We start from the raw sequence: 21,151 nt of genomic DNA, 5'->3' as shown, positions 1-21,151 counted from the left end.
CGACGACCGCGCCTCAGAGCCAGACCGTCGCCAGCCACACCACTACTCCCGCGACCACGGCGAGCGCCACATTCATCCACACGTTCTCCCCACGCCGAAGGTGCACGACCCCCGCCCCCACCTGCACGAGAACGAGCCCGACAGCTGCGGCAAAGGCGAGCCATGGCGCGACCGCGAGAAGTGGCGGCACAATTAGCCCGACTGCCCCGAGCACCTCAACAACACCGATAGCCCGCACGACACCGAACGGCATGTCGTCGACCCACCCCATCATCGGCCGCAATGCCTCCTTCGACCGCACCGCCTTGATCCCACCGGAGTACACGTAGAACACGGCCAGCAGCCCGGCGACGATCCAGTAGGCGATAAACATGGCGAACCTCTTCCAATGGTTACGATCAGTAAGCATCGCAAGCATGGGCGCTTTCGATCCGCCTTACAAAAGGCACACGCGTGTAACGAAGGGGCGAGCGGATGTCGGACTACGAGAAGGTCTGCCTGATCCGAGGCGACCAGGGCCGAGCCATCCGTGCCCTGCTCGACCGCGTCGCCGACAAGTGGTCCCTGCTCGTGATCGCCACCCTCCACGACACCCGCCTGCGCTTCACCGACCTCCAGCGGACCGTCCCGGGCATCTCGCAACGGATGCTCACCCGCACCCTCGGCCACCTCGCCGAAGACGGCCTCGTGACCCGGACCTCCTACCCCGAGGTGCCACCCCGCGTCGAGTACGAGCTCACCCCGAAGGCCCGCACCCTGCTCCCCCACGCGATCGCCCTCGCCGACTGGGCGGTGCAGAACATCGACTCCGCCGCGTCGGAGCCGCGCGATGAGGATCACGGCGTGCGCGGTACCGCCCGCCGAGACGACGCCTAGCGTGACCCCTGACCCGCAACGCCGGCGCCCGCGTCGTCGCGGTCACGCCGACCCTCGAGGTGGGGCACGACGCAGAGTGTGGGCCATGAAATGAGGCGCCCAATGTCTACGCGACGGATATGGTGCGCGTGTTACCGGACTACGCCAGCTCAGTCATCTGGTTCAGCGAGCCACTCGCCTACGCCGCGACCCGGCTGACCCCGGATTTCATCGCGCTCCTCGAGGACTGGGAGGGCCAGTACTACGCCACCCTCGACCCGACTTCCACTGGCGCCCCGAGGCATCTCTGCACGACTTCAGTGCGCGCGGCCTCGAACTGGCCCGCGCGGTCTCCGAAGAGCTCGGCCCTCTCTTCGCCGGCGAGTACCGTTCCTTCGAAGACCCTCAGGCGGTCGCTCTGCTCCGCAGCGAGCACCCGGCCACGAACACCGCGGCAGAGGCCGCGTTCCTCGAGCGGGCCGACCGAGCCCGAGCCGACTGTGCGGAGGCCCACGCACGCCGGGCGGCCCGCCCCAACGCTGCGCGCGGGTGGTACGCGCGAAGCCCGCGATCCGGCGCGATCTTCAGACCGCGCTAACCGTCGCCCTCGGTCCAACAGATCTACGCATTGTCGTCTCACTCTCGTTTCCGAACGGGAGGCAAACCTCGCGAGTTCCGTCTTGCGTCCCGCCAGGCGGAACACTTCTCAGCTTGCTCGCGCATCTCCGCCCCGTTCTGGGTATGTGCTAGTCACCACCGACAACTCTCGCCCGTCGGGATGGGTGGGTCTACTAATGTCGAAAGGATCGCTCGAGAATCGAGCCGCTCGCGCGAAGGGAATCATCACATGCCGGCGACCTGGGGCATTCACAATGACACTTCACTGGACCTCATCGCGGGCGGTTTTGTCAGTATCGGTTGGAATCTCATCCCAGATCTACGAACAATCTCGCTCGAACGATCTGACCTGAAGGCGCTACTTCGAGAGTCCTACCCTGAGGCGAAAGAGGGCGCCCTACCGATCTGGGCCGGCATACTCCACCGATTCGCTGAGGAGATTTCGCCTGGAGACCTGATCATTGCGCCGCGCAAGGCTGACCGCACGTTAGCGTTCGGCGAAGTTACGTCCGGGTATTACTGGGATGCATCTGCCTCAGACCACAAACACCGCGTCGGCGTGCGGTGGATTAGGGACGCCGTGCCCCGTTCCGTGTTCTCGAAGGACGCTCTTTACGAGATCGGCTCCGCCGTCACACTCTTCCGCGTGAGGAACTACGAAGACGAGTTCCGCACTTTCGTCGCATCTGATTCCGCGGAAGCGGTACAGCAACTGGTCACTCGCCAAAGCGAGGAACCAGAGCAGGCGGTGCGCAGAGCGGACGATACGCCCGACGCCGATCGCATCGAGAACTACACCAGGGACTTCGTCACTGATCGGATTCTGCGTGGAATGAGTCATAGAGATTTCGAAGAATTCGTCGCCGAGCTCCTGCGCGCCGTCGGGTACCAGGCACGCACCACCCAATACTCAAATGACGGCGGTGTCGACGTGATCGCTCACCGTGATCCCTTCGGTCTCGAACCGCCCGTCATCAAGGTGCAATGCAAACACCTGACAGGCACGATTGGCTCCCCAGAGGTGAACCAGCTCACGGGCACGCTCGCTCGCGGGGAGCTCGGCTTGTTTGTCAGCCTCGGGTCCTACAGCCGAGAGGCAAAAGCACTGGAACGAAACCGTCAAGACCTCCGCCTCATCGATGGCGACGAGGTCATCGACCTCGTTCTCGCCAACTATGAGAAGTTTGCGAACCGCTGGCGCTCGATCATCCCCCTCCGCAACGTCTACGTGGTAGATCAGTTCGAGTAGCTTTCAAGCCGGCATCACGGTGGGGGCTCCAAACGACACTTTGATGACCTGAACCGCACCGTGACCTTCAATCGCAGACGCGGGTGGCGGATGCCATGGGTGCAATGGGTCGCGCCGATTCGGTCGTGGTGGTCGGTGACTGCAAGCAGATGCCGCCCACCAGCTTCGGCGAGACGGCGCTCGATGCCGACGACGAGGTCGAGCTCGAGGCCGTCGTGGTGCAAGACGAGGAGTCGATCCTCTCGGAGTGCGTGCAGGCGCAGGAGCCGAGCAAGTGGCTGTCGTGGCACTACCGCAGTCAGGACGAGTCGCTCATCTCGTTCAGCAATTACCACTACTACGAGAGCCGGCTCTCGTCGTTCCCGGCGCCGCTGAGGTCGGCCGAACTCGAGTCACGCGACGGCTACGGGTTCACGATGGCACGGGTGAACGGCACCTTCAACCGCTCAGGCAGGGGCAAAGAGCTGCGCACGAACCGCATCAAGGCCGAGGCCGAGGCCGAGGCCGAGGCCGAGGCGATCGTGGCCGAGATCCGTCGCCGCTTCGAGGCGGCTTCGGCGGCCCAGGCGGATGCGCTCCCGACCGATTTTTTGCGCGACACCGGTGCGAACTCTGGTGAGCGCGCCTCACGCACGTCGGTGCATCGTCGACGACCTAGTCGAGCCCGTCGCCGCTGGATGCCGCGAAGAGGCGGTTGGAGTGCGCATCACACGTTCAGCCGGCTCAGCGGCACATTGAAGAGCTCGTTGCACACGTAGCTCGTGGGCGGACTTCCGACAATATGCTCAGGAGATGAACGACGTCGAGACGCGAAGCCGCATTTTCAGGTACGAATCCATACTGCGATATCAAACCAAGACCATGTACGCGAATGGGCATCTGTTGGCGGACTATTGCGAGACAGTAATCCAGCAATCGCTGAACGCGGCTTTCGGCTTGGCGCTGCGAAATGCTAACGCCGACTACCCGAATCTCAAGGCTGTTGACCACCTCAACCCGAATCGGACTCTTGCGGTGCAGGCGACGAGAGCAGTTAGTAAAGCGAAGGTCGAAGGCACCATCGCGCTCTTCAAATCTGAGCGCACCAAAGCGGGGAGTCCTCTCGAAAACGTCACGGAACTTCACATCGTTGGTCTCGAATGCGCGAAACCATCTATGGGAACTCAAGTGCTTCGGCTCGACAAAGATGTGACGGTGAAGACTTACTCGCTTCTCCTTGGACTGGACGTACGCAATCTCGCCAGCGGGCAACTCGACGCTGTCGAGCGAGTTTTTCACGGACTCACAACCGTCGAGGGCCTGAATCTGCACAACGATAAGGAAGAGGTCAAGGAGATCCTCCGCCACTTCGATCGGCCGGCCTTACATGACTCTCGAGGAGTCGAGGGCAATTGGTCAGACATGCTGTCGACGATGAAGGATCTCCGACGACTAATCGCGCGAGGCACTGATGCAGCAGGTCGACAGATCACGCGCCCTTACTCAACGTTCGAACCGAAAGCGCAGGCGCTGCTGAAGCACATCTACGACCTCACGTCCGGTATAAGTCGAGCGATCGCTGCGACGCTGGCTTCCGCCAATCCATTTGGTCAAATCGACCTGAATGACGCGGCGCGAGTGGATGTGTACCGGATTTCGATTCAACGAGATGTCTCGGCTTTAGCCGCGGAGTTTGAACTCAATGCGCCACGCTGGGGAACGCCTCTCGCGGACGACGATCTCTGCCCGACTTGTGGGCAGTCGTTGCCGTGATTCTTGGGATCGAGATAGCTACTCGCAGCCTAGCGACGAGCGGACATGGATCCTTATCGAGCGACATGTACCCCGCTCTTTGCGCCACTGCGCGCCGGGCGACACTAAAAGGGGTGGCGCCCCAAAATGCCTACAAGACAAGGGTGTCCAAGGACTTCACTGTGCTCGAAGCAGCAACATGGCGGGGGAATGATGCTAGAACGAACCGGTGCGCAGGGCGAGGATGCATGGCACACGTCCGCCCACTATGACGCTTGGAAAGTCGCTCGCGAAGACCACGCACGTCGGTAGCCCCGACGGCAGGCGCCCGGACAAGACATATCACTCACCGAGGGCTTTGAGGAGCGCATGTTGGGCGTCGTTGTAAAACATGAACGAGACTCTCGTAGCGACTTCGTCACTGACATCCAGGAGCTGACGACGTGCGGACACCGGCAGAAGCAGTGCGGAGGCGCCCTTCTCCATGGCGTGCTCGGCGAGCGCCGCGGCGTTCAGCACCGTCTCGACCCCGCCGCCGAGCGACAAGTTGCCGACCGCAATTAGCCCACCACGCACCGACCGTTGAAGCATCGCGGAGGCAAGTGCGAGGAGAATCGGTAGCCCAAGCCCAGCTCCGGTCTTGGCGGCGTCGAAGGCCCGGACCTGAGCCGTGAGGTTGTGCTCACGGGGATCACGGTCGCCCACGAGTTGTCTCGCCTGGGCGACGATGTTCTGTTCGGCGACCTTGAAGCTCTCGCGGAGCGTGGCAGGCGCGGCCTGGTTGAGGAGCCCACGTGCGCCCGATCCAGGCGTGTCGGCCGCTTCGATCCGGTAAAGCCCAGGGCCCGCATCACCGCTCCCTTCGGAGATCGCCCAGACCTGACCCGGGGGCAGCGGGTCGATGCCGATCGAGTCCGGACTCGCCAGCTCGGGGGTAGAGACGAATCGCTCGACGCCCTCGCCTAGGCGGTAGCCGAACTGGGTGTTTCGGAACTCGGCGGCACCGATACGCCGCTGCTGTTCTTTGACTCGACGACGGGATTCCAGCGCTATTCGCACTGCCCATTCGAGGTCTTCGTCTGAGATGGCAGATTCCGCGTCGGGGTACAGTAACTTCAGCAACCCGTCGATGGTCTTGTTCACCGCTGAGAGGTCACGGCCAGACAGTGCGTCGGAGTAGGTCACACGCCCTTGGACCGACGTAAGCCGCGATTGGTCTCGGAGTCGCGACCAGCACTCTGAGAGGAAGTCGCTCACCAGTCCGAAGTGGTGGGTGAAGTACGTGGGATTGAGCTTAGGTACGTCCCAGCCGGGCAGGTAAGCGTGGATGCGGTCCATAAACGCGGTGTCGTCGCGCATTTCCGGTGGCAGGGGCGAGAGCAGGTGGCCGATGCGCTGCTGATGAGCGACATCAACATCGAAGTTGCCGACAAGCACGATCGAGCCGTCAGCACGGATGGACTCCCGGCCGCGGGAGAACTCGCCCGACTCCATGTAACCCTTCATAATGTTGACGCCGTCCTTCTGATCGAAGGAGACGCCGGAGACCTCGTCGAAGCAAACCACGTCGTACTGCGCGACGAGTCCGCGCTGCCCAGTCGCGTTGTTTACGAACATGCGGGCGACGGTCGCTTTGCCGCCTGAGATCAGATGCGCATACGGGGATACCTGCTGGAAGAGGTGCGACTTACCAGTGCCACGCGGTCCCAACTCCACCATGTTGAAGTTTCTTTGCACGAACGGAACCATCCGAAGTAGCAGCACGTCCTGCGCGCGGTCGCTGAGCTGCGCGGGCTCGAATCCCACCGATCGAAGCAGCAGGTGCTTCCACTGCTGAGTCGTGAACCGCGAGCGTCCTTCGGCCAGCCGCGAGAGTGAGTCGCGCGTTGAGAGCTGAATAGGGCGCAGTGAGCCGATAGCGAAGGGCTTGCCGTTCTTCTCATCCGCGATCGCAGCGTCGTAGAACAGGTCAATCTCGGCGTAAAAGCCACCGGTGAGCATTCGCTCGTTGTCGCGGACGACGGCGTCGTCGATGCGCACGTCGCGCAGTCCAAGGCTCGGCAATTCGGCGACGTAGGCGTTCGACTTTGCGTCGAGCCGAGCCTTTACGAGGTCGATGAGTTTGATCGTCATGCGCTCGCGAGCGCGCGACTTGAACAGCTCCTCCTCGCCTGCGCGCACGGTGCGGTCGGCGAGCAGACGTCGCACAACCTGAAGTCCCTCTTCGATCTCTTCGGGATCGGTGGTGGCGCAGTAGCGCCCGATGAGAAATTCCCCCACGTACGTAGGCACGGGGTAAGCGCCTTTGAATTGCTGCGCGAGATCTTTGCGGACGACGTAGCCTTCAAAGGTAGATGCCGCGGTTTCGTCAATCTCATCCAGCGTGATTGCCTCGCTCATCCTGCGCCTCCAACCGTGGTTTGCGCTTGGGCCAGAACCTTCCCGTTTGGGTCTAGAAGCATGATCCACGCGACAGCACCCGCGGAGGCTAGCTCCTCATCGACAAGTACTTTGACCTCGCCCGCTTCCACGGGCGACTTTGGGCCGCCCACCAGACTCAACGGTTCGGCGGGGCGCATTCGGATCTCTGCGACAACGGCGGCCTCCGCAGGGCTGTAGTCCAGGCGGCATCGCTGTCCGGTCCACCGGACAGCATCGATCTGAACGGGCGCACCGGCCGCCTCGCCGGTCGTCACTGTCACCACAGGAATCACACACTCTTGAAGGCTCAAGCCGCCATGCTCGTAAAGGCGACCCGCCTCGAACGCTGAGGTTCCCGGCGCGCTGACCATATCGACAGACGAATCCCAGGTCCAGGTCAGAATGGGAAAGTCCGGGCGCGCCGCTGCAGCCTTCAATCTCGCCACACGAGGCTTGCGTGCCGCGTCTCCTTCCGTGACTTGCAACGGCAAGGTGACTTTCTGCGCTGCCCGGCCGGGCAATAGGAACCCGTGATCGGTGACCATGACAACCTTCCGCCACCCCGCGTCGAGCAGCCCGCGGACGCGCTCTGCAACGAGGTCGAGCTGCCGATCGACGAGGTCCGCGAGCGCATGTCCTTGAGAATGACCGAGCGAGTCGATCGAGTTCGTCTGTGTCCACGCCTTTCCGGTCGGATCTCCGACCTCGGCGGCGTCCCAATCGAGGAACTGAACACCAGCACTCGCGAGTGCCGAGCGCAGGACCGCGCCCTTAAGGGATCGGCCCTGGTCGTCGGCCGCGTCGAAGGAGGTGCCGCCGCCCATGGTCATAGCGATGGGGGCTACCGCCGGCTGCCCGGTCGGAGTCACGCTGGGGAACGCAGCCAACCGAGTCTCTACGGCAGCCTCGAGTGGTGATAGCCGCCGAGCCACGCGTGTAGCCAGGTCGAAGCGGAGCGCGTCGACGTAGACGACGGCAGTTCCCGCTCCGACGTCGAGGCCGGTTCGCCCGTGATAGTTGGTCACTGCCGCCTTCTGGAAGCCCCGCGCCGACTCGTCGACCCAGGGGTCGTAGAGCGCGCCAAGCGCAGTGGTCACTGCGGCGCGGTCTTGCGCGGTCTTTGCTGCCGCGATCGCTCGCAGAGCGAGGTCGTCAATCATGTGGCCCTCATCGCCGTACCAGGCGACCTGACTCTTGAGGTCTGTCGCAGGTTTAGCGGTCGCAGCGCGGTCTGCCAGTTCGGCGAGGTGGCCTACGGCCCGTGCGAGCGGCGCTTGCCCGAGGGCCGCCCAGACGTTGTCTTCCCGCGCCGCATGTGCCGCAGCGAGGCCCTTGACCCGATCGCCCGGGTTCGGGTGAGTCGCGAGCGCACCGAGTGCAGTCCGCAAGGCCTCCTCCTGGTCGCGATTCCATGAGGGCCACGAGTCAGGATGCGGGTCGGTGTCTCCAAATAGCGGCACGACAGAGGGGCGTGCCTGATCGAGGAGCTTGGCGATGTTCGGATAGCGGGCGGAATTCTCCGCGAACCGCTGCCAAACCGCACTCCACTCGCCAGCCCGGCTTCCGAGCTTGCTGGCCGCAATGAGCGCGCCGTCCTTCTCAGGGCTGAAGCCGTAGACGGACTTGCAGGAGGCAATGAGCGCCTGCCATCGCGCGCCCTCGAGTGAGCTTCGCACGGTGCTCGGATCATCCATCCATTCAAGGAGCGTGCGCACCGAGTCATTGAGCACGAGGTGGTGCAGGCGCGACGAGTCGAGACGCCCCATGCGCTTGAGGTCATCGATGTCCTCGAGAAGGAACTTGTCCAGCACCTGCGTGAGTGCCGCCTTTGTCGCGGCGTCACCAGCAATGTCTAGGCCGACACCCTGCTTTGACGAGAGGAATGAGTGCGGCGTCCACGGCGACTGGCCGTGGGCCGAGGGCCACCAGTTGGAGCGGATCACGATCTCGGCGAGCGGTGCGAGTGAGTCATTGAGAACCGATGCCTCGGCCACGGAACTTCGGCTGAAACCAGGCAGATAGATCACCCACGGGTTGCGCTCATCGCGTTCGGCAAGATGAGACGGTAGCTTCGCTGACTCAGGTGAGGCAAGAACGGCTCGAAGCCAGAGTGCCGGGCCCTCGGCAGAGTCGGGGTCATACTCGCCGAGAACGAGAATGGGCACCGCCTCCTGGAGGCAGCGGATGACCGGCTCCCATGTGCGCTCGGGGTCGGCCCACAGCACGGTCGCAGGAGCGGAGTTTGCACCCGCGTTGAAAACTGCGACATCACGCAGGGCTTTGGCGACCACGGCACGGACGAGCGTCATTCGGCTGCCTCCGCAGCTTTCCGGGCTACACGGCGCTCATCGAGTGTCGGGTGCAGGTCGTTATGGCGTTCGGACCCGTCGGGGTTCGTCCCGCGGTCCTTTCGCCAATGAACGTTCACCCTCGACCGGAGCACGTCGGCGGTCACGAACGGCCGGATGTTGAGCCGCACACCATCGTCAAAGTCCGGTTCCCAGCCAATCGATTGCTCGGCCATGGGCTTCCACCGCACATAGATGTCATACGGGGGCGCGCCTTCAAGGATGAGCTTCAGCCTGCGCTGAAGATCCTCAGCGGCGCCCAGGCGTGCATCGGCACCTGCACGCTCTGCGCGAGCCTCGTGCTTCTGCCGGTCGATCCACGCGCCGAGCGAAGTAAAGGTCAACTTCTCCAGCGTCCGCCGGTCGAGCTTGTGGTAGTTAACGAACGCAGAGAACCCGTCCTTGCGTCCATCCCAGATGTGCCACAGAAACGGCCGGTTGCCGAAGACCTTGACATGCTGAGCGAAGAACGAGTCGCGGAGCCAATCCTCCAGCCGTCCGCTTTTTCCCCCGGCGTCAGTGACAAGCTTCCTTTCAAATTTGCTCGACCAATCCGCGCCATGGGCAGTTAGGAGCAGCTCGCGCAAGCGAGTGGCGAGGTCTGGTTCGTTGGGCAGCGACTGCAAAGCGGCGATTCCGTCACTGTCAGCGAACTGATCAAGCTCATCTGGTTTCTGCCTGGGCCAGCGATATCCGAGCACGCGGGCAACAGCGACCTGGAGCGGCTGGGGTGAACCGACAGGGTGCCCATTGAATAACCACTGCGTTGGGTCATCCGTGTAGGCCTGCGGTAGCGGCCCAGCCTGGGTTGCCGCGCCCTGCCAACGATCACGATCGAATGCCACTTTCACGAGCGTCGCGTTGGTCACATTGAGCTTTGAATCCACTGCTCGAACGTCGCGCTTGTATTCCGCGCTGGATAGATACGCCCACAATGCCGGCAGATCGGATTCATCGTGTGGGACTACAACCGCCGCGTTCATGTCAAATATCTCGCCCGTGTAGAGCGTCACTGGCAGACTGCCCATCTGCGAGACCGCTATTCCTCGCTTACCCCAAACTGCGCTCCCCTGAATTCGGGCCTGAGGGTTTCCGATCAGCGCAGCGCCCTCTTGCTGCCACCAGATGAGCTGATCTCGGCCAGCAAAGTGAGCTGTTCCGCTAACCGAACTCTGGATCGGGCGGAACTCTGAGTGAGGGAGTTGAATTTCCCACATCTTGCGAATGAACTGAGAATTATCCCCCGTAGTCACGCCTTGCGAGGAGGTGGCGAGTGCTGCCAAGAGAGCGGATCGATTGATCGACGTTAGCGTGATTCGATGATCGGGGTTCTCGATCTGGCTGTCGGCCGAGACCGAGACCAGAGGACCTTGTCGCAGGAAGTCACCGACCTCCGTGGGGCTCGCCCCACGACCGGCATCAATTCCCGCCAGCGAACGAACGCGGGCAGGAGTTGATATGACTAGGTCTGTATTGAAATCCCACATGCTCGTCGAGAAACCGTTGACGCCGAGAGCACTCACTAAATGACGAGCACCCCGCCTCAGAATCTCCTTCCTTAAAGTGGAGTAGCTGACTTGGAAGCGCCAATTCTGCGGCAAGACGAACGCAGTCCCGCACCCACTCCACCGACGCCACATCGTGTAAGCGAGATTGCCGCTGGCCGGACCGTCTACAGACTTGGTGAACTCCTTGAGTGCTTCAGATTGGCGACTAGCTGATAGGAAGGGCGGGTTCGTTGCGACAAGTACGTAGTCGCGTCCCAGCATGCCCGCTGCGTTCACAACATCTTCGGCCGCGTTCCCCAGGACGGCGGGAATACCCGACTCAGCCAGGAGCGCCTCTGACAGGAGTGTGCGTGTTTTGTCCCATTCGACTCCAACGCTGAGGTCTCGGCCAAAGAGCCCACCATCGCGCTCGATAGCCGGTCGCGGGTCGATTAGCGAGCCGAGCGAATCTGCATCCCGGAACAAACCGTGAAGGTGAGTCATGACCTTCCGAAGCTCATCGTCTTCACCGGCGAGAGACTCCCATTCAGCACGCGAAGCACGAATGGGTACTCCCGAACATGCCACTTGGGGTGTTGGAAGCTCGCGGAACCCGCCTTGCTTCCACGCTTCGAGTGCAATGTTGAACGTCGCTATCTGGGTGCAGCGTGGGTCTAGTTCCAGGCCGTGGAGGTTGTCACGGAGGACGGCGTCTTGTGCCTCGGCCGGGGTGATCCCTTCCTCCTCGGCGCGCATGCGCCAGAGCATCCCGAACAAGGCGATGAGGAAGTGACCGGAGCCGCAACAAGGGTCCATGACGGTCACGTCGGCGGCGCGCTCGGGCCAGTCGCTGAACGAGCCCGCGGCAGGTGTGCCGTCGTCGTTATGACGCAGATACTCCCACGAGGCGACCAGGGGCGACTCGGGGTGCCGTGCGACCCACCAAGCGCCGAGCGAGTTCTCCAGTAAGAATCGGACCATGTAATTCTCGGTGAACAATTGCGTGACTGGAGACAAATCGGCGCCACCAATCTTGACCCCGGAGTCGTTCACCCGCTTCTTCTCGGCCGTCTGCCAAAACTGATACACCCAGCCGAGCGCGTCTTCAGTCGTGAACACCTCAGCGGGGATCTCTAACAACAAACGCTCCAGCGCGTTCCGATGCTCAGCCGCGAATCGTACCTGTACCGCAGGGTCGGTCAGGCGAAAAACACCGGGCAGGATCTCCGAGGCGAAGCGAGCGGCAACGGCCCACGCGTCGGGCTCGTCGAGGTCGGGCGCGAAATCGGCGCAGTCCTCCAACGACAGCGGGATGTCGCGGTACTCGGCGTGCCGCAGGAGTCCGTTGACCTCCAGGAAGCGAGCAAACAGCAAGCGGTGCCATTGCTCATATGCGACGTCATGAACAAGGTTTGTGAGGGGCGCGCCCGCTCGCGACGTGTCGTCGCCGAGTTGCCGGCCCTTGTCGCGAAGCGCCAGGCGAAGCCCGTTCTGCTCCTCGCTCAGGTAGGCAGGCCGGCTCGGCTCACCGACCGCGAGTGCGCGCAAGGCATCCTCGGCTGCGCGCTGTGCCGCCTCGCGGGCACGTTGCGTCTGGGCATCGAGGAAGCGCCGTTGGTCGGAATTTAGGACCGTAATCGTGGCTTCGGTCATGATTAGCCCTTCACCACGACGGTGTCATTGCTGCTCAGGGCTTCGAGAAGCTGCGACCGTAGTTCGTCGATGTACCGCTCGACCTCGTCCGAGCTGCTCAGGCTCGCAGTCGAGACGGTGACCGTGACGGTCTTCGCCGCAGGGGTCGTCAGCCGCATGGCCGCTTCCAGAGCGCGAGACGCACGCTGCGGGATCGCGTCCAGTTCGGCGGTCCACCCTTGCAGAGGTCGCGCCTGCGCCGCCGCCAGTACAGCCGATGGATCAGCCAATTTGGGCTCCGGCTCTGCAGTGAGGTGATGGTCCGCGAGGAGCGACGCGCGTTGCTCCTGTTCAAGCGGCTTCCATACAGACTGCGCTTCGAGGCTTTCGACAGCCTGCTTGCGGGCGTCCCTCAACGCACCCGCTGCTGAGTGGATCGCGTCACGAAGCGCGTCGGCCAGGTCCTTGACGATCGGGGCGACAGGGTCGGCGTCGGCGAGTAGATCACGGCTTGAGACCAGTGCGTCGAGGCGGTCCCGTACGGTCATCGCGGTCTCTAATCCGGCAGAGGAGGTAGCGAGCGAGCGAGCGAGCGCCAAGGCTGTGGTTCGGCTCTTGCTGCGGTCCTCAAGCTCCCCGAGCCTGTCGCTGAAACTAGTGAGTTCATCTTTCGCGCCTAGTAAAGCGTGCACTCGATCGTTGCCGGAACTGCTGATGATGACCTGGATGTTGCTCGGGACGCTGATGTCCGGGAGCGGCGCCGGTCCGCTCACATCCTTCGCGCGCTGATCGAGCGACTTCACGGCCTGCTCGACCGCCGAGACGAGTCCATCGTTGTCGGTCGGGAACCCGAGGGTGCTCAGCACTTGGCGCGCCTGAATCTTCTCGGCAGGCTTGAGAACTGTTACTTCACGGCGGAGCTGCACATTGCCGAGGCGGGTCTGCTTCAGTACGTCGGTAGTTGTTGCTTCACTGCCATTGAGCGTCGCTCGAATCACCCCGGTGTCAAGGAGCACACCGAGGGCAGCCATGAGCGCGTCCCTCGGCCAGCCGAGCGGTTTGGAAGTGACCGCCTTCTCGACGTCGTTCGCGGAGGTGCCAGCCGAGCCGATGCGGCTGAGCACCTCTTTGATAACGCGATGCTGCTCGGGGTCGGCGTCGTGATGGACGGCTTTAAGTGCATCAGCCGCCGACCCGCTCTTGACCCTGGCGATCACCTGCGGCCAGCGATTGTCATCTGCCTCGGCGAACCGCGGGAAGAGCCGCGTCGCGGCGTCCTGCGCGCCAGCTTCAATGCGTTCGCGCAGGCTAACTCCGCTGGGTGCGGTCCCGCCGCCGAGGAGAACGTTTGCTTTGGATGTGACGCTGCGGACATGGGCGTCCACCTGGTCCGTCGCGCGATTGAGGCGGGTCTGCATCGCACTTCTGGCTTGCTTGCCCTCATCGTCTTGAGGAATGCCCTGCTGGTCAATCACTCGCTGTGCAGCGAGCTTGTTGCGGACCACCGCTGCGAATGCGGGGGCCTGGAGCCGCGGAACATGGACGAGGATGATCGGCGAGTCGACGCCAAGGCTGCGGGCGGCCTCATCGAACTGCTTAGCAGTGATTCCTTCGTCCCACTCTGAGCGGAGCCACACCGGGATCGCCTCGGAGTCGGGCGGGAGCGACGCATCGGCGTGCAGGGCAAGCTTGCGCGATTCTCTGGCGCGCCCCTGCTGGATCGAAGCGGGCAGAGACCGACCGACCTCTGAGAGCAACAGCGCATCGCGCTCGGTGCTCACCTCGCTGTCGGTGACCTGGGCGTGGTGCCTGCGGAACGCCTCGTCCCAATCGCGGCCCGCCTTCGTCTGAAGACGGAACTCCTCGCCGTCCTGCTGGATAATGCCCTCTGATGCGAGCACCTCGAGCACGGCAGGCACTTCTTGCCGAAGCCTGTCGCCATCATGGGCGAGATTTTCGACGAGCAGGTCGACGAGATGGTCCGCCGAGGCGCGCACGCCGATGTCCCCGTGCCCCGAGGTCGGGAGAAGACCGATGAGATGGATCAGGCCGAGGACGCGACCACGCAGGGCGTTCTTCTGTCGCTGTTCATGGATTAGAGTCTGCGTCTCCTTGAGGAGAAGCCCTGCGCCGTTCAAGTCCTCATTCTTCTGGGAGTAAAGAAAGTCCGCACCAACCACGGTGCCCAGTGGCTCAGGCGCAACCTTCCGGTTCGCCTCATGCACGATCCGGAGCTGGGAGCGCAGCTGTCCGGCGCGGCCGGCGTCGGCCTGGCGGAGCACGCTCTCCCAGAATCGACGCCGAACAGGAAGCAGCGGATAGTCCTCGGTCAGGTTCTTGTCGTCCTCCGCGGTGTGCTGAATCTTACTTCCGACGAGCTGCCGGGAAATCTGCCCAGCGACCGACGCGAGGGCGCCTTCGAGACCCGGCTTCTTCGCAGGCTCCTTACTCAGCAGCACACGACGGACGACGGCGTCGACATCTTGATTCTTGAGCACAACTTTGACGGTGAAACGGTCCTGGATCTTCTGGAGTGTGGAGTCCGCCGTCAACTCCTGCTGGCCCGTGGCGACGAGCAGCACGCGACCATCGAGTTCACGGGACACCGACTCGACGAGGTTCTGCACCTCCATCGCGCGGCCACCGTCCCCACTGATGTACTGCTGCACCTCGTCGAGGACGATCAACGACGGCGGGATATGACCATCGCCGACGTATTCAAGAATCTTCTTGAGCAGCGCGACGGTCTCGTCAGTGGAGAACGACCGCGTGTCCGGCGGGAACTGACTCCGAAGCGCGGCACGCACATCCTTGGCTGATGTGGCGAACTCCGTGTCGGAGGCGAGGATGGCGTTCGCAAGCTTCGTGCTGAGGTTGTACTCGCCAAGTTCTTCGATGAGGTCCCCACCGTTGTCCGTGATGTGATCGCGGACGGCGACGAGATGCCCGTTGCCCGCCAGCCAGAGAGCCACTTGAGCGGGCGCGACTCGCGTAGGCAGCCCGGCCGCCCCGAGGATGATGGAGAGGAACACCGAATTGAGTGTGTCGCCGCTCCGGTCGAGCGCACCTGCGGCTGCCCAGGGGGAGGCGCCATCCCGGCGGCCGAGCGTGGTCAGCTCGGTCAGCTGGTCCTGTATGCCCCGCGGGATGTAGGTCAGGCCTCGCGCAGTAGCACCGTTCGGGAAGCAAGTGTCTGCCCACAAGTGCTGAAGCACACGGACGAGGTGGGACTTGCCGCTGCCGTAGAATCCCGAGACCCACACGGCAGGCTGCGTCGTCCTGTCCCGGTGGCCGACGTACGAGTCAAGGATGCGCTGAAGGCCGTGCTCGTACTCACCCTCCCAGACGAAACTCTCGAGCTCGTACTTGAGGACATCCCACTGGTTGGAGTCCTCTGGACGATCGACGTTGGTGACACCGTCGTTCGGAATCTCGAAGCTCAGCGGGGGCCGAATAAACAGGTCATTGTTGATCGTCACGTGAGGTCCTTCAGAGGATCGATGACGCGGGCACGGTAGTTGAACCCGTCGCGCGCGTCGAGCAAGCGGAATGAGTGAGTCTCCGGGTCGTGAAGTCCCGGGAAGAGAACGAGGAGGCGGCCGGCGACAGCAGAATCGACAGACTTGATCACGCTCGACGCACGCAAGAACGGGTAGATCGAGCCAATACCGACCAGCGATACGACGGCGCCCGCGGGAGCCGCTTGAAGTGTCTGGCGGATGCGCGCGACAAGTTTCGTCTCGAACTGATCGAGGATCGACTGTGTGAGGTCACTCGGCTCCTCATAGAACGCCCGCGCGTGCCGGTGTGACGACAACCAGTGCCCGAAGTCGTCGCTCACATCGAGCACGATCCAGTTATGACCTGCCTGGGTCGTCGCCAGCCCCAAGTTCGGCAGCGAGTGCCGTATTTGACGCTCTAGGTCCGGCGGGTAGACAAGCATCCAGACGCGCTCGCCACCGGAAACTTTGTCTTTCCACGTTAGAGACAACTCGGCTCTATAGGCGTCGACGAGATCGGAGATACGGCTCATGCCACACCACCCACGGCAGGGAACGACACGTCAACCACGTTGCCGGCTACTAGCAGGTCGAGCAGTCCCTGCGTATGCGCGTTGCGCAGCGCATCCAGGGAACAATTAGGCGCGATGCCGAGGATACGCGACCACGGGCTATCGAGGACACCGAGGCCGCGACCGCCGGCCAGGTGCCCTAGGTAGGCCGCATAGGCGATGGCTGCTGGGCGGGCCTGGACGCCGGTACGTACTTTCTTAGAGCGACCAACGAGATGCCCGGTTTGGGTCCAGCAGGCTCCGGTGTTGCGGCCGGTCTTTCCGAGGGTGGACTCCGACATCTCGTCTCCGAACAGCGCAGAGACGGCAGCGGTGAAATCTGACGAAGTCACGATCGAACCCGCAGGGAGGTCCGCGATCGCAGTGAACGATGCGCGGAGCAGCTCATCGCGAGTGAAGGCCAACTGCCCAGCAAGCAGCGGGCGCGACGGCGGGTCAATGTCCCAGAAATGCCTCAGCGCCGCGAACTCCGGGCGGGCAGGGTCCAGTAGGTACAACTCGCGTATATGGCGGAACGAACGCTGCCGGCCGGCTTGGGTTGGGCGGGCAAGGACATTGTCGTCGATCACCGCCTCACGGTATTCGTCGGCCGACGCGTCCGGCGGTACTTCGCGCAAAAGCTCGACCAGGTGGGGAATACCTATTGTGTGGCTGGCGGTCGTCCTTAGCATGCCGAGAGTGAAATCGCTGTCATCGTTGCGCGAACTTGTCATCCCTCCCCGTTCACCGACTTCGCACGGATAGTGGATCCCTTTGGAGCAGCTTCCGGACACCGCACTGCAACGCGGCACCCTTTGTATCCCTCGGAACCAAGAGTTTCCGACAACCGAACATTTCGAGTCGCCCTCCCCCGTCGTCGCGCTCAGATCGCGACCTCACTCCAACAGCTGAGACGCCACCAACCTGAAGGCCGAGCACTAATCCGGTGTTGCCGATCCGTCCCCTGTGGCCGCATCAACTCAGTCTGGCACGTAGAGTCGCTCATAGAGCATCGGCTCCGTTCTACGGGCAGAGTACTAGGCCGGTCACCCGTCGCCTGTCTCCGTATTCGAATTCTTGGATTGCGCTCCGGTCGAATCGAGCGTGCGACAGAAAATCCGCCATCACCCTCTAGATCATCACGCCGAACGCCAGCAACCACCCTGGTCCGCCAGTTGCCGATCGGTGTCTTGCCTTGCGTCGACACTCGCACAGATCCATCCAACTTCTCCATAACTGAAGGCCAATCCGATTTCAAGGAACATGAAAGCTAGTTTCGGGATTTTCGCCCGCTCAATTCTGCGGGTCGCATGTCGATCGTTACGGTCGAAGTGAGACTTCATGCATCCCTGGGGCTATAAGACCGGACGCCGAGCCAAAGAAGATACTTGGCGGGATCACGGCGCGCTGGCGGGAGCTTTTGCGGCTGCCTGAGATTTCCTTCTTCTTGTCGGTCTCCAGGCTGCTCGGCAGAGCGCAAGACACGTCAAGAGCGTCAGCCAGTGATCTGAGATCCTCGCCGGGTGTATCAGCCGGCGCCACACGTCGTCGGCACAGTCCTCGGAGCACGCGTGCCATGGTTGAACCAGATCTCGCCTCTGAACGACTAGTCCGCATGCCCGGCACCGCCTGCGCGCGACAAGCAGGGCCAGCGTGTGCATGGTCACCGCGGCGCCTCCAACTCAGTCAGAATCTGATCGATAGGTGCCGTCACGCACATCTGCGTGTCTCGAGAAATCGATTGGAGGATCGAGTACATCCCCTCGTCGATGACGATCATGGCCATATTGAGCCTCCTTCATGCCGTCTAATGTAGCAGGTGTATAACACCAATGTGCAACCATTGCGGCGTGCCGAATCAGCCGAAAACTCCACTCCGCGCTTTCCGCATTCCAGAAGAGATCTACGACGTGCTGAAAGCCAAGGCTGCCGACGAAGGTCGCACTGTTACGGACGTAGTACGGGAGGCTCTTCGGGACTACATCCAGCGCCACGACCTCGGCTGAAGCACGACTAACTCCGACATGTGGGGACCAGCGGCATGCCACGCGTCGACTGCGGTCAACAGTTTCGTGCCGACAGCAGCACATTCTGCGGGGTGAAGGCGAGCTCAATGTGGTCGACTGCGATGCGGCCGGAGGTCGTGTCGAATCGGACGTCGGAGCCGATGATCTGACCGGCGTAGTTGAGGTCGTAGCCCTGCACCCTATGGATCGAATCCACCGCGTCGAGGCGACCCGGTCCAGTCTGTTTGGGTGTTGTTCCAGCGCATCCGCAGCTTTCCGATCTCGATTTCGTGGACCGGTTTACTGCCCTTCACCTTCCACTTCCAGGCGTAGCCCGCGACCAGGCGTTAGGTGTACTTGGCCATCAGGTTGGTGTCACTCGGGCTGCGGGTGTGAGTCCGTGGCTTGAGTGATTCGTCCAGTGTTGTAGTGCTCGATCCAGGGTGCAAGGGCGTCGTGACGGGCTTGGTTCGAGGTGAAGGGTTGCCGGTAGGCCCATTCCGTTGCGAGGGTGCGGTTGAAGCGTTCGACTTTCCCGTTCTGCCAGGGGCAGTGCGGCTTGATGAATTTCTGGACAGCGCCGAGCTCGGCGATCGCGGATGGGAACGCTACTGATCGTCGGTAGGCGAATGCGTTGTCGGAGATGACTTGCTCGATCCTGGTGATGCCGTGCGCGGCGAAGTACTCGGCAGCCCGGATCAGGAATCCGGCAGCCGTGATGCCCTTCTCATCGGGGTGGATCTCGGCATAGGCCAGCCTCGTGTGGTCATCGACGGCGGCATGGACGTAGTCGAATCCGATCTTGGTTCTCCGGTCACGATTACCGTCGACCCGGCCCAACGAACGCCACCCGCCGCCGTCGGGGATCCGGCCCAGTTTCTTCACGTCGATACCAATTCGCCGGGACAGTCGCGTTCGTATCGGGTCGTCGTAGTGCGTGAGGCTCGGATCGACGCCCCCGTGACCGGATCAAGCCACGCCAGAGGCGGAACGTTGTGGCGGGTCAGAATCCGGGAGATCGTCCGAGCAGGAACACCAGTCTCGGCCTCGAGCCTCGCGGGCCCGAACCGCAACCGGGTCCGGGCGTCAAGGACAGCGGCTTCCCGATCGGGGCTCGTCCTGGTCGGTATTCGATGTGGCCGGCTGGGGCGGTCCTCGAGACCAGCAGGCCCCTCGCGCCGGAACCGGGCGACCCACCGATGAGCGCACTGGCGCGAAACGCCAAGCTCTTTCGCGACATGAGACACGGGCCGACCATCATCAACGACTCTGCGGATCTGCATAGCCCTCCCATGGGTCGTCAAACGGGTACCGTGGAGCACGAGACCTCCTGGCTGATGTGTGAACTAAGCAGCTCCATCAAGCCAGGAGGCCTCGCTACGTCACAAGCCCCGCAGTGTCACCAACGTCACGGCCCAGTACAGTTAAAGGCCGTCCTCGCGGTCTCGGCGCACGATTTCCGCAGGCATCTCGGAGACGTCGTCGAATATCCGGAAGACGTTCAACCTCGTCAGGCCGGATGGGGAGCGCATCGGAGCCCTCGCGGCACCATTGGCGCTCGACTCCAAGGGATCGCGCGTGCCCACCTATTTCGAATGGAGCGGCTCGACGCTGAGTTAGTTCGTTGACCTCAGTGATCCGAAGATCAGGTTTCCGGTGATTGCTGATCCTGATTGGCAGTACGGCGTCGACTACTCGCTAGGCTCGGCGAACCCAGGGACGGCATGGACTCAGCTCCACTCCTGCTTCAATTGCCACTTCCCTATCGAAGGCGCGCCGGCTCGGTACCCGACCACTCGAAGTGACTTTCCGTTGGTCGTGAAGTTCGGCCCGGTCACCAGCAACTTCCATTGCACGATGGGCTCAACCTACGACCGGAAGCCAAGCGCCTGGGGGTGGTAACTCACGTCGGCCACTGGGCATGTCGATGGTCTCGGGTCTGCGATCTTCTTCGACATCATTTAGAACAAGACGACAGCTAAGACGCGGTTTTGCGTCTCCGGCATGGTTCATAACGACTTCCCGGGTGGGCTACCGAATCCGGTCTATGTCGCGTTCGCGACCGTGCAATCGCAGGGTTTCGCGAACAATCTGTCGTTCTAGAACGACGTCACCCCACTCTTGCGGCGAGTGCTGCGTGCCTTGCACAGCCTGACTGCAAGGAACGCTACAACCGTGCTTACAGCACCCGAGAGAGGGAAGGTCCAGGGACTCTCAAGGCTTGACGGGCCTGAGCGGAAAAGGAGCAGCGCCATGAGACCACCTCCGCCCGCTGCCGCGCCGACGATCAGGCCGCGACGGCGGGCGGGCAGGTGGAGGCGTCGATCGAACAGCGCGACGGCGCCGAGTGCGGTAAGGCCCGCGACAAGTCCGTTCCATGCGCCCATGGCCGCCGTGATGAGTGAGGTCGCAAGCAGCAGCGGCACGTAGATGTCCCCTACCGGGAGGTTCGCTTGGCTTGCCGCACTGCCAATGGCACCGAGTACCCCTCCCCCGAAAGCGCCGAGCGCTACAGCGGTGGGCCACAGGAGGAAGAGCTTGCGCCAGGTCATTGGCTTAGGTTAGATGCCGACCCGCGAGAGTGCGATTAATACTCAGGAATTGAATTCTGTGTCGTCGACTCAAAATGGGGCCAAGGCGATCTGCGTGGGACTGTGGCCACTCTCATTCCCAACACAGTCTCAATTGGCCAGAAACTGAGAGCCGTAAGCACGAGCCGACTCACCGGATATTCAACCTTGAATTTGGACGGA

Annotated in this window: 14 protein-coding genes and 2 pseudogenes; 5 read left to right on the top strand and 11 right to left on the bottom strand. The window is 62.6% G+C overall.

Annotation, left to right across the window (positions count from 1 at the left end):
* Positions 1 to 13: 13 nt before the first annotated feature.
* On the bottom strand, positions 14 to 373 hold the full coding sequence (locus BJ984_RS10920) for a DoxX family protein (RefSeq protein ID WP_179548039.1): 360 nt from the start codon (positions 371 to 373) through the stop codon (positions 14 to 16).
* A 101-nt stretch (positions 374 to 474) separates the two neighbouring features.
* Here BJ984_RS10920 and BJ984_RS10915 point away from each other — a divergent pair, with 101 nt between their 5' ends.
* From BJ984_RS10915 to BJ984_RS10900, 4 genes are all read left to right on the top strand, one after another.
* A complete protein-coding gene (locus tag BJ984_RS10915; protein ID WP_179548038.1) occupies positions 475 to 876 on the top strand; it encodes a winged helix-turn-helix transcriptional regulator in 402 nt (133 codons plus the stop codon).
* Between the two features lie 826 nt (positions 877 to 1,702).
* Positions 1,703 to 2,722: a restriction endonuclease gene (locus BJ984_RS10910; protein WP_179548037.1), complete on the top strand. Its 1,020-nt coding sequence runs from the start codon at positions 1,703 to 1,705 to the stop codon at positions 2,720 to 2,722.
* 104 nt (positions 2,723 to 2,826) lie between these two features.
* Complete coding sequence (locus tag BJ984_RS10905; protein WP_179548036.1) at positions 2,827 to 3,480, top strand: DNA2/NAM7 family helicase; 654 nt, start codon at positions 2,827 to 2,829, stop codon at positions 3,478 to 3,480.
* Positions 3,481 to 3,514: 34 nt separating this feature from the next.
* Entirely contained in the window at positions 3,515 to 4,474 is a 960-nt protein-coding gene (locus BJ984_RS10900) for an SMEK domain-containing protein (protein WP_179548035.1), read from the top strand.
* A gap of 321 nt (positions 4,475 to 4,795) precedes the next feature.
* On the opposite strand, the gene brxL is transcribed toward BJ984_RS10900, so the two are convergent.
* The 7 genes from brxL to BJ984_RS18935 form a co-directional block, all read right to left on the bottom strand.
* On the bottom strand, positions 4,796 to 6,853 hold the full coding sequence (brxL, locus tag BJ984_RS10895) for a protease Lon-related BREX system protein BrxL (RefSeq protein WP_218870038.1): 2,058 nt from the start codon (positions 6,851 to 6,853) through the stop codon (positions 4,796 to 4,798).
* The gene (gene pglZ, locus BJ984_RS10890) at positions 6,850 to 9,183 is read right to left on the bottom strand and encodes a BREX-1 system phosphatase PglZ type B (RefSeq protein WP_179548034.1); all 2,334 of its coding nucleotides are present in this window, start codon (positions 9,181 to 9,183) and stop codon (positions 6,850 to 6,852) included. The genes brxL and pglZ overlap by 4 nt, the downstream gene beginning before the upstream one ends.
* Complete coding sequence (locus BJ984_RS10885) at positions 9,180 to 12,362, bottom strand: BREX-1 system adenine-specific DNA-methyltransferase PglX (RefSeq protein ID WP_179548033.1); 3,183 nt, start codon at positions 12,360 to 12,362, stop codon at positions 9,180 to 9,182. The genes pglZ and BJ984_RS10885 overlap by 4 nt, the downstream gene beginning before the upstream one ends.
* A 2-nt stretch (positions 12,363 to 12,364) precedes the next feature.
* A complete protein-coding gene (gene brxC, locus BJ984_RS10880) occupies positions 12,365 to 15,820 on the bottom strand; it encodes a BREX system P-loop protein BrxC (RefSeq protein ID WP_179548032.1) in 3,456 nt (1,151 codons plus the stop codon).
* A complete protein-coding gene (locus tag BJ984_RS10875; RefSeq protein ID WP_179548031.1) occupies positions 15,817 to 16,374 on the bottom strand; it encodes a BREX protein BrxB domain-containing protein in 558 nt (185 codons plus the stop codon). The genes brxC and BJ984_RS10875 overlap by 4 nt, the downstream gene beginning before the upstream one ends.
* Positions 16,371 to 17,126: a hypothetical protein gene (locus BJ984_RS10870; RefSeq protein WP_179548030.1), complete on the bottom strand. Its 756-nt coding sequence runs from the start codon at positions 17,124 to 17,126 to the stop codon at positions 16,371 to 16,373. The genes BJ984_RS10875 and BJ984_RS10870 overlap by 4 nt, the downstream gene beginning before the upstream one ends.
* Positions 17,127 to 18,055: 929 nt before the next feature.
* Positions 18,056 to 18,178 (bottom strand): hypothetical protein, encoded by a 123-nt coding sequence (locus tag BJ984_RS18935; protein WP_271206599.1) that lies wholly within the window; start codon positions 18,176 to 18,178, stop codon positions 18,056 to 18,058.
* 64 nt (positions 18,179 to 18,242) lie between these two features.
* Here BJ984_RS18935 and BJ984_RS10865 point away from each other — a divergent pair, with 64 nt between their 5' ends.
* Positions 18,243 to 18,398 carry a ribbon-helix-helix domain-containing protein gene (locus BJ984_RS10865; RefSeq protein WP_179548029.1) on the top strand — a complete coding sequence of 52 codons (156 nt, stop codon included), beginning with the start codon at positions 18,243 to 18,245 and terminating at the stop codon, positions 18,396 to 18,398.
* Positions 18,399 to 18,453: 55 nt separating this feature from the next.
* Here the strand turns inward: BJ984_RS10865 and BJ984_RS18670 are convergent.
* The 3 genes and pseudogenes from BJ984_RS18670 to BJ984_RS10850 all read right to left on the bottom strand — a co-directional run.
* Positions 18,454 to 18,627, bottom strand: a pseudogene (locus BJ984_RS18670) (DNA/RNA helicase domain-containing protein); the annotation flags it as partial.
* 135 nt (positions 18,628 to 18,762) lie between these two features.
* Positions 18,763 to 19,681: pseudogene (locus BJ984_RS10855) on the bottom strand (IS481 family transposase).
* Positions 19,682 to 20,497: 816 nt separating this feature from the next.
* The gene (locus BJ984_RS10850; RefSeq protein ID WP_179548028.1) at positions 20,498 to 20,950 is read right to left on the bottom strand and encodes a hypothetical protein; all 453 of its coding nucleotides are present in this window, start codon (positions 20,948 to 20,950) and stop codon (positions 20,498 to 20,500) included.
* Positions 20,951 to 21,151: the final 201 nt, after the last annotated feature.

This window comes from Herbiconiux flava, assembly GCF_013409865.1.
Taxonomy (GTDB): domain Bacteria; phylum Actinomycetota; class Actinomycetes; order Actinomycetales; family Microbacteriaceae; genus Herbiconiux; species Herbiconiux flava.
Note: the sequence above shows the minus strand (reverse complement) of the source record. Positions and strands in the feature narration are given on the sequence as shown.

Bases quoted from the DNA above. Each gene is read 5' to 3' on its own strand.
- BJ984_RS10905 (WP_179548036.1), top strand. From the start codon at position 2,827: ATGGGTCGCGCCGATTCGGTCGTGGTGGTCGGTGACTGCAAGCAGATG.
- BJ984_RS10870 (WP_179548030.1), bottom strand. From the start codon at position 17,126: ATGACAAGTTCGCGCAACGATGACAGCGATTTCACTCTCGGCATGCTA.
- BJ984_RS10915 (WP_179548038.1), top strand. From the start codon at position 475: ATGTCGGACTACGAGAAGGTCTGCCTGATCCGAGGCGACCAGGGCCGA.
- BJ984_RS10910 (WP_179548037.1), top strand. From the start codon at position 1,703: ATGCCGGCGACCTGGGGCATTCACAATGACACTTCACTGGACCTCATC.
- BJ984_RS10920 (WP_179548039.1), bottom strand. From the start codon at position 373: ATGTTTATCGCCTACTGGATCGTCGCCGGGCTGCTGGCCGTGTTCTAC.
- BJ984_RS10900 (WP_179548035.1), top strand. From the start codon at position 3,515: ATGAACGACGTCGAGACGCGAAGCCGCATTTTCAGGTACGAATCCATA.
- BJ984_RS18935 (WP_271206599.1), bottom strand. From the start codon at position 18,178: ATGGCCATGATCGTCATCGACGAGGGGATGTACTCGATCCTCCAATCG.
- BJ984_RS10850 (WP_179548028.1), bottom strand. From the start codon at position 20,950: ATGACCTGGCGCAAGCTCTTCCTCCTGTGGCCCACCGCTGTAGCGCTC.
- brxL (WP_218870038.1), bottom strand. From the start codon at position 6,853: ATGAGCGAGGCAATCACGCTGGATGAGATTGACGAAACCGCGGCATCT.
- BJ984_RS10885 (WP_179548033.1), bottom strand. From the start codon at position 12,362: ATGACCGAAGCCACGATTACGGTCCTAAATTCCGACCAACGGCGCTTC.
- pglZ (WP_179548034.1), bottom strand. From the start codon at position 9,183: ATGACGCTCGTCCGTGCCGTGGTCGCCAAAGCCCTGCGTGATGTCGCA.
- BJ984_RS10875 (WP_179548031.1), bottom strand. From the start codon at position 16,374: ATGAGCCGTATCTCCGATCTCGTCGACGCCTATAGAGCCGAGTTGTCT.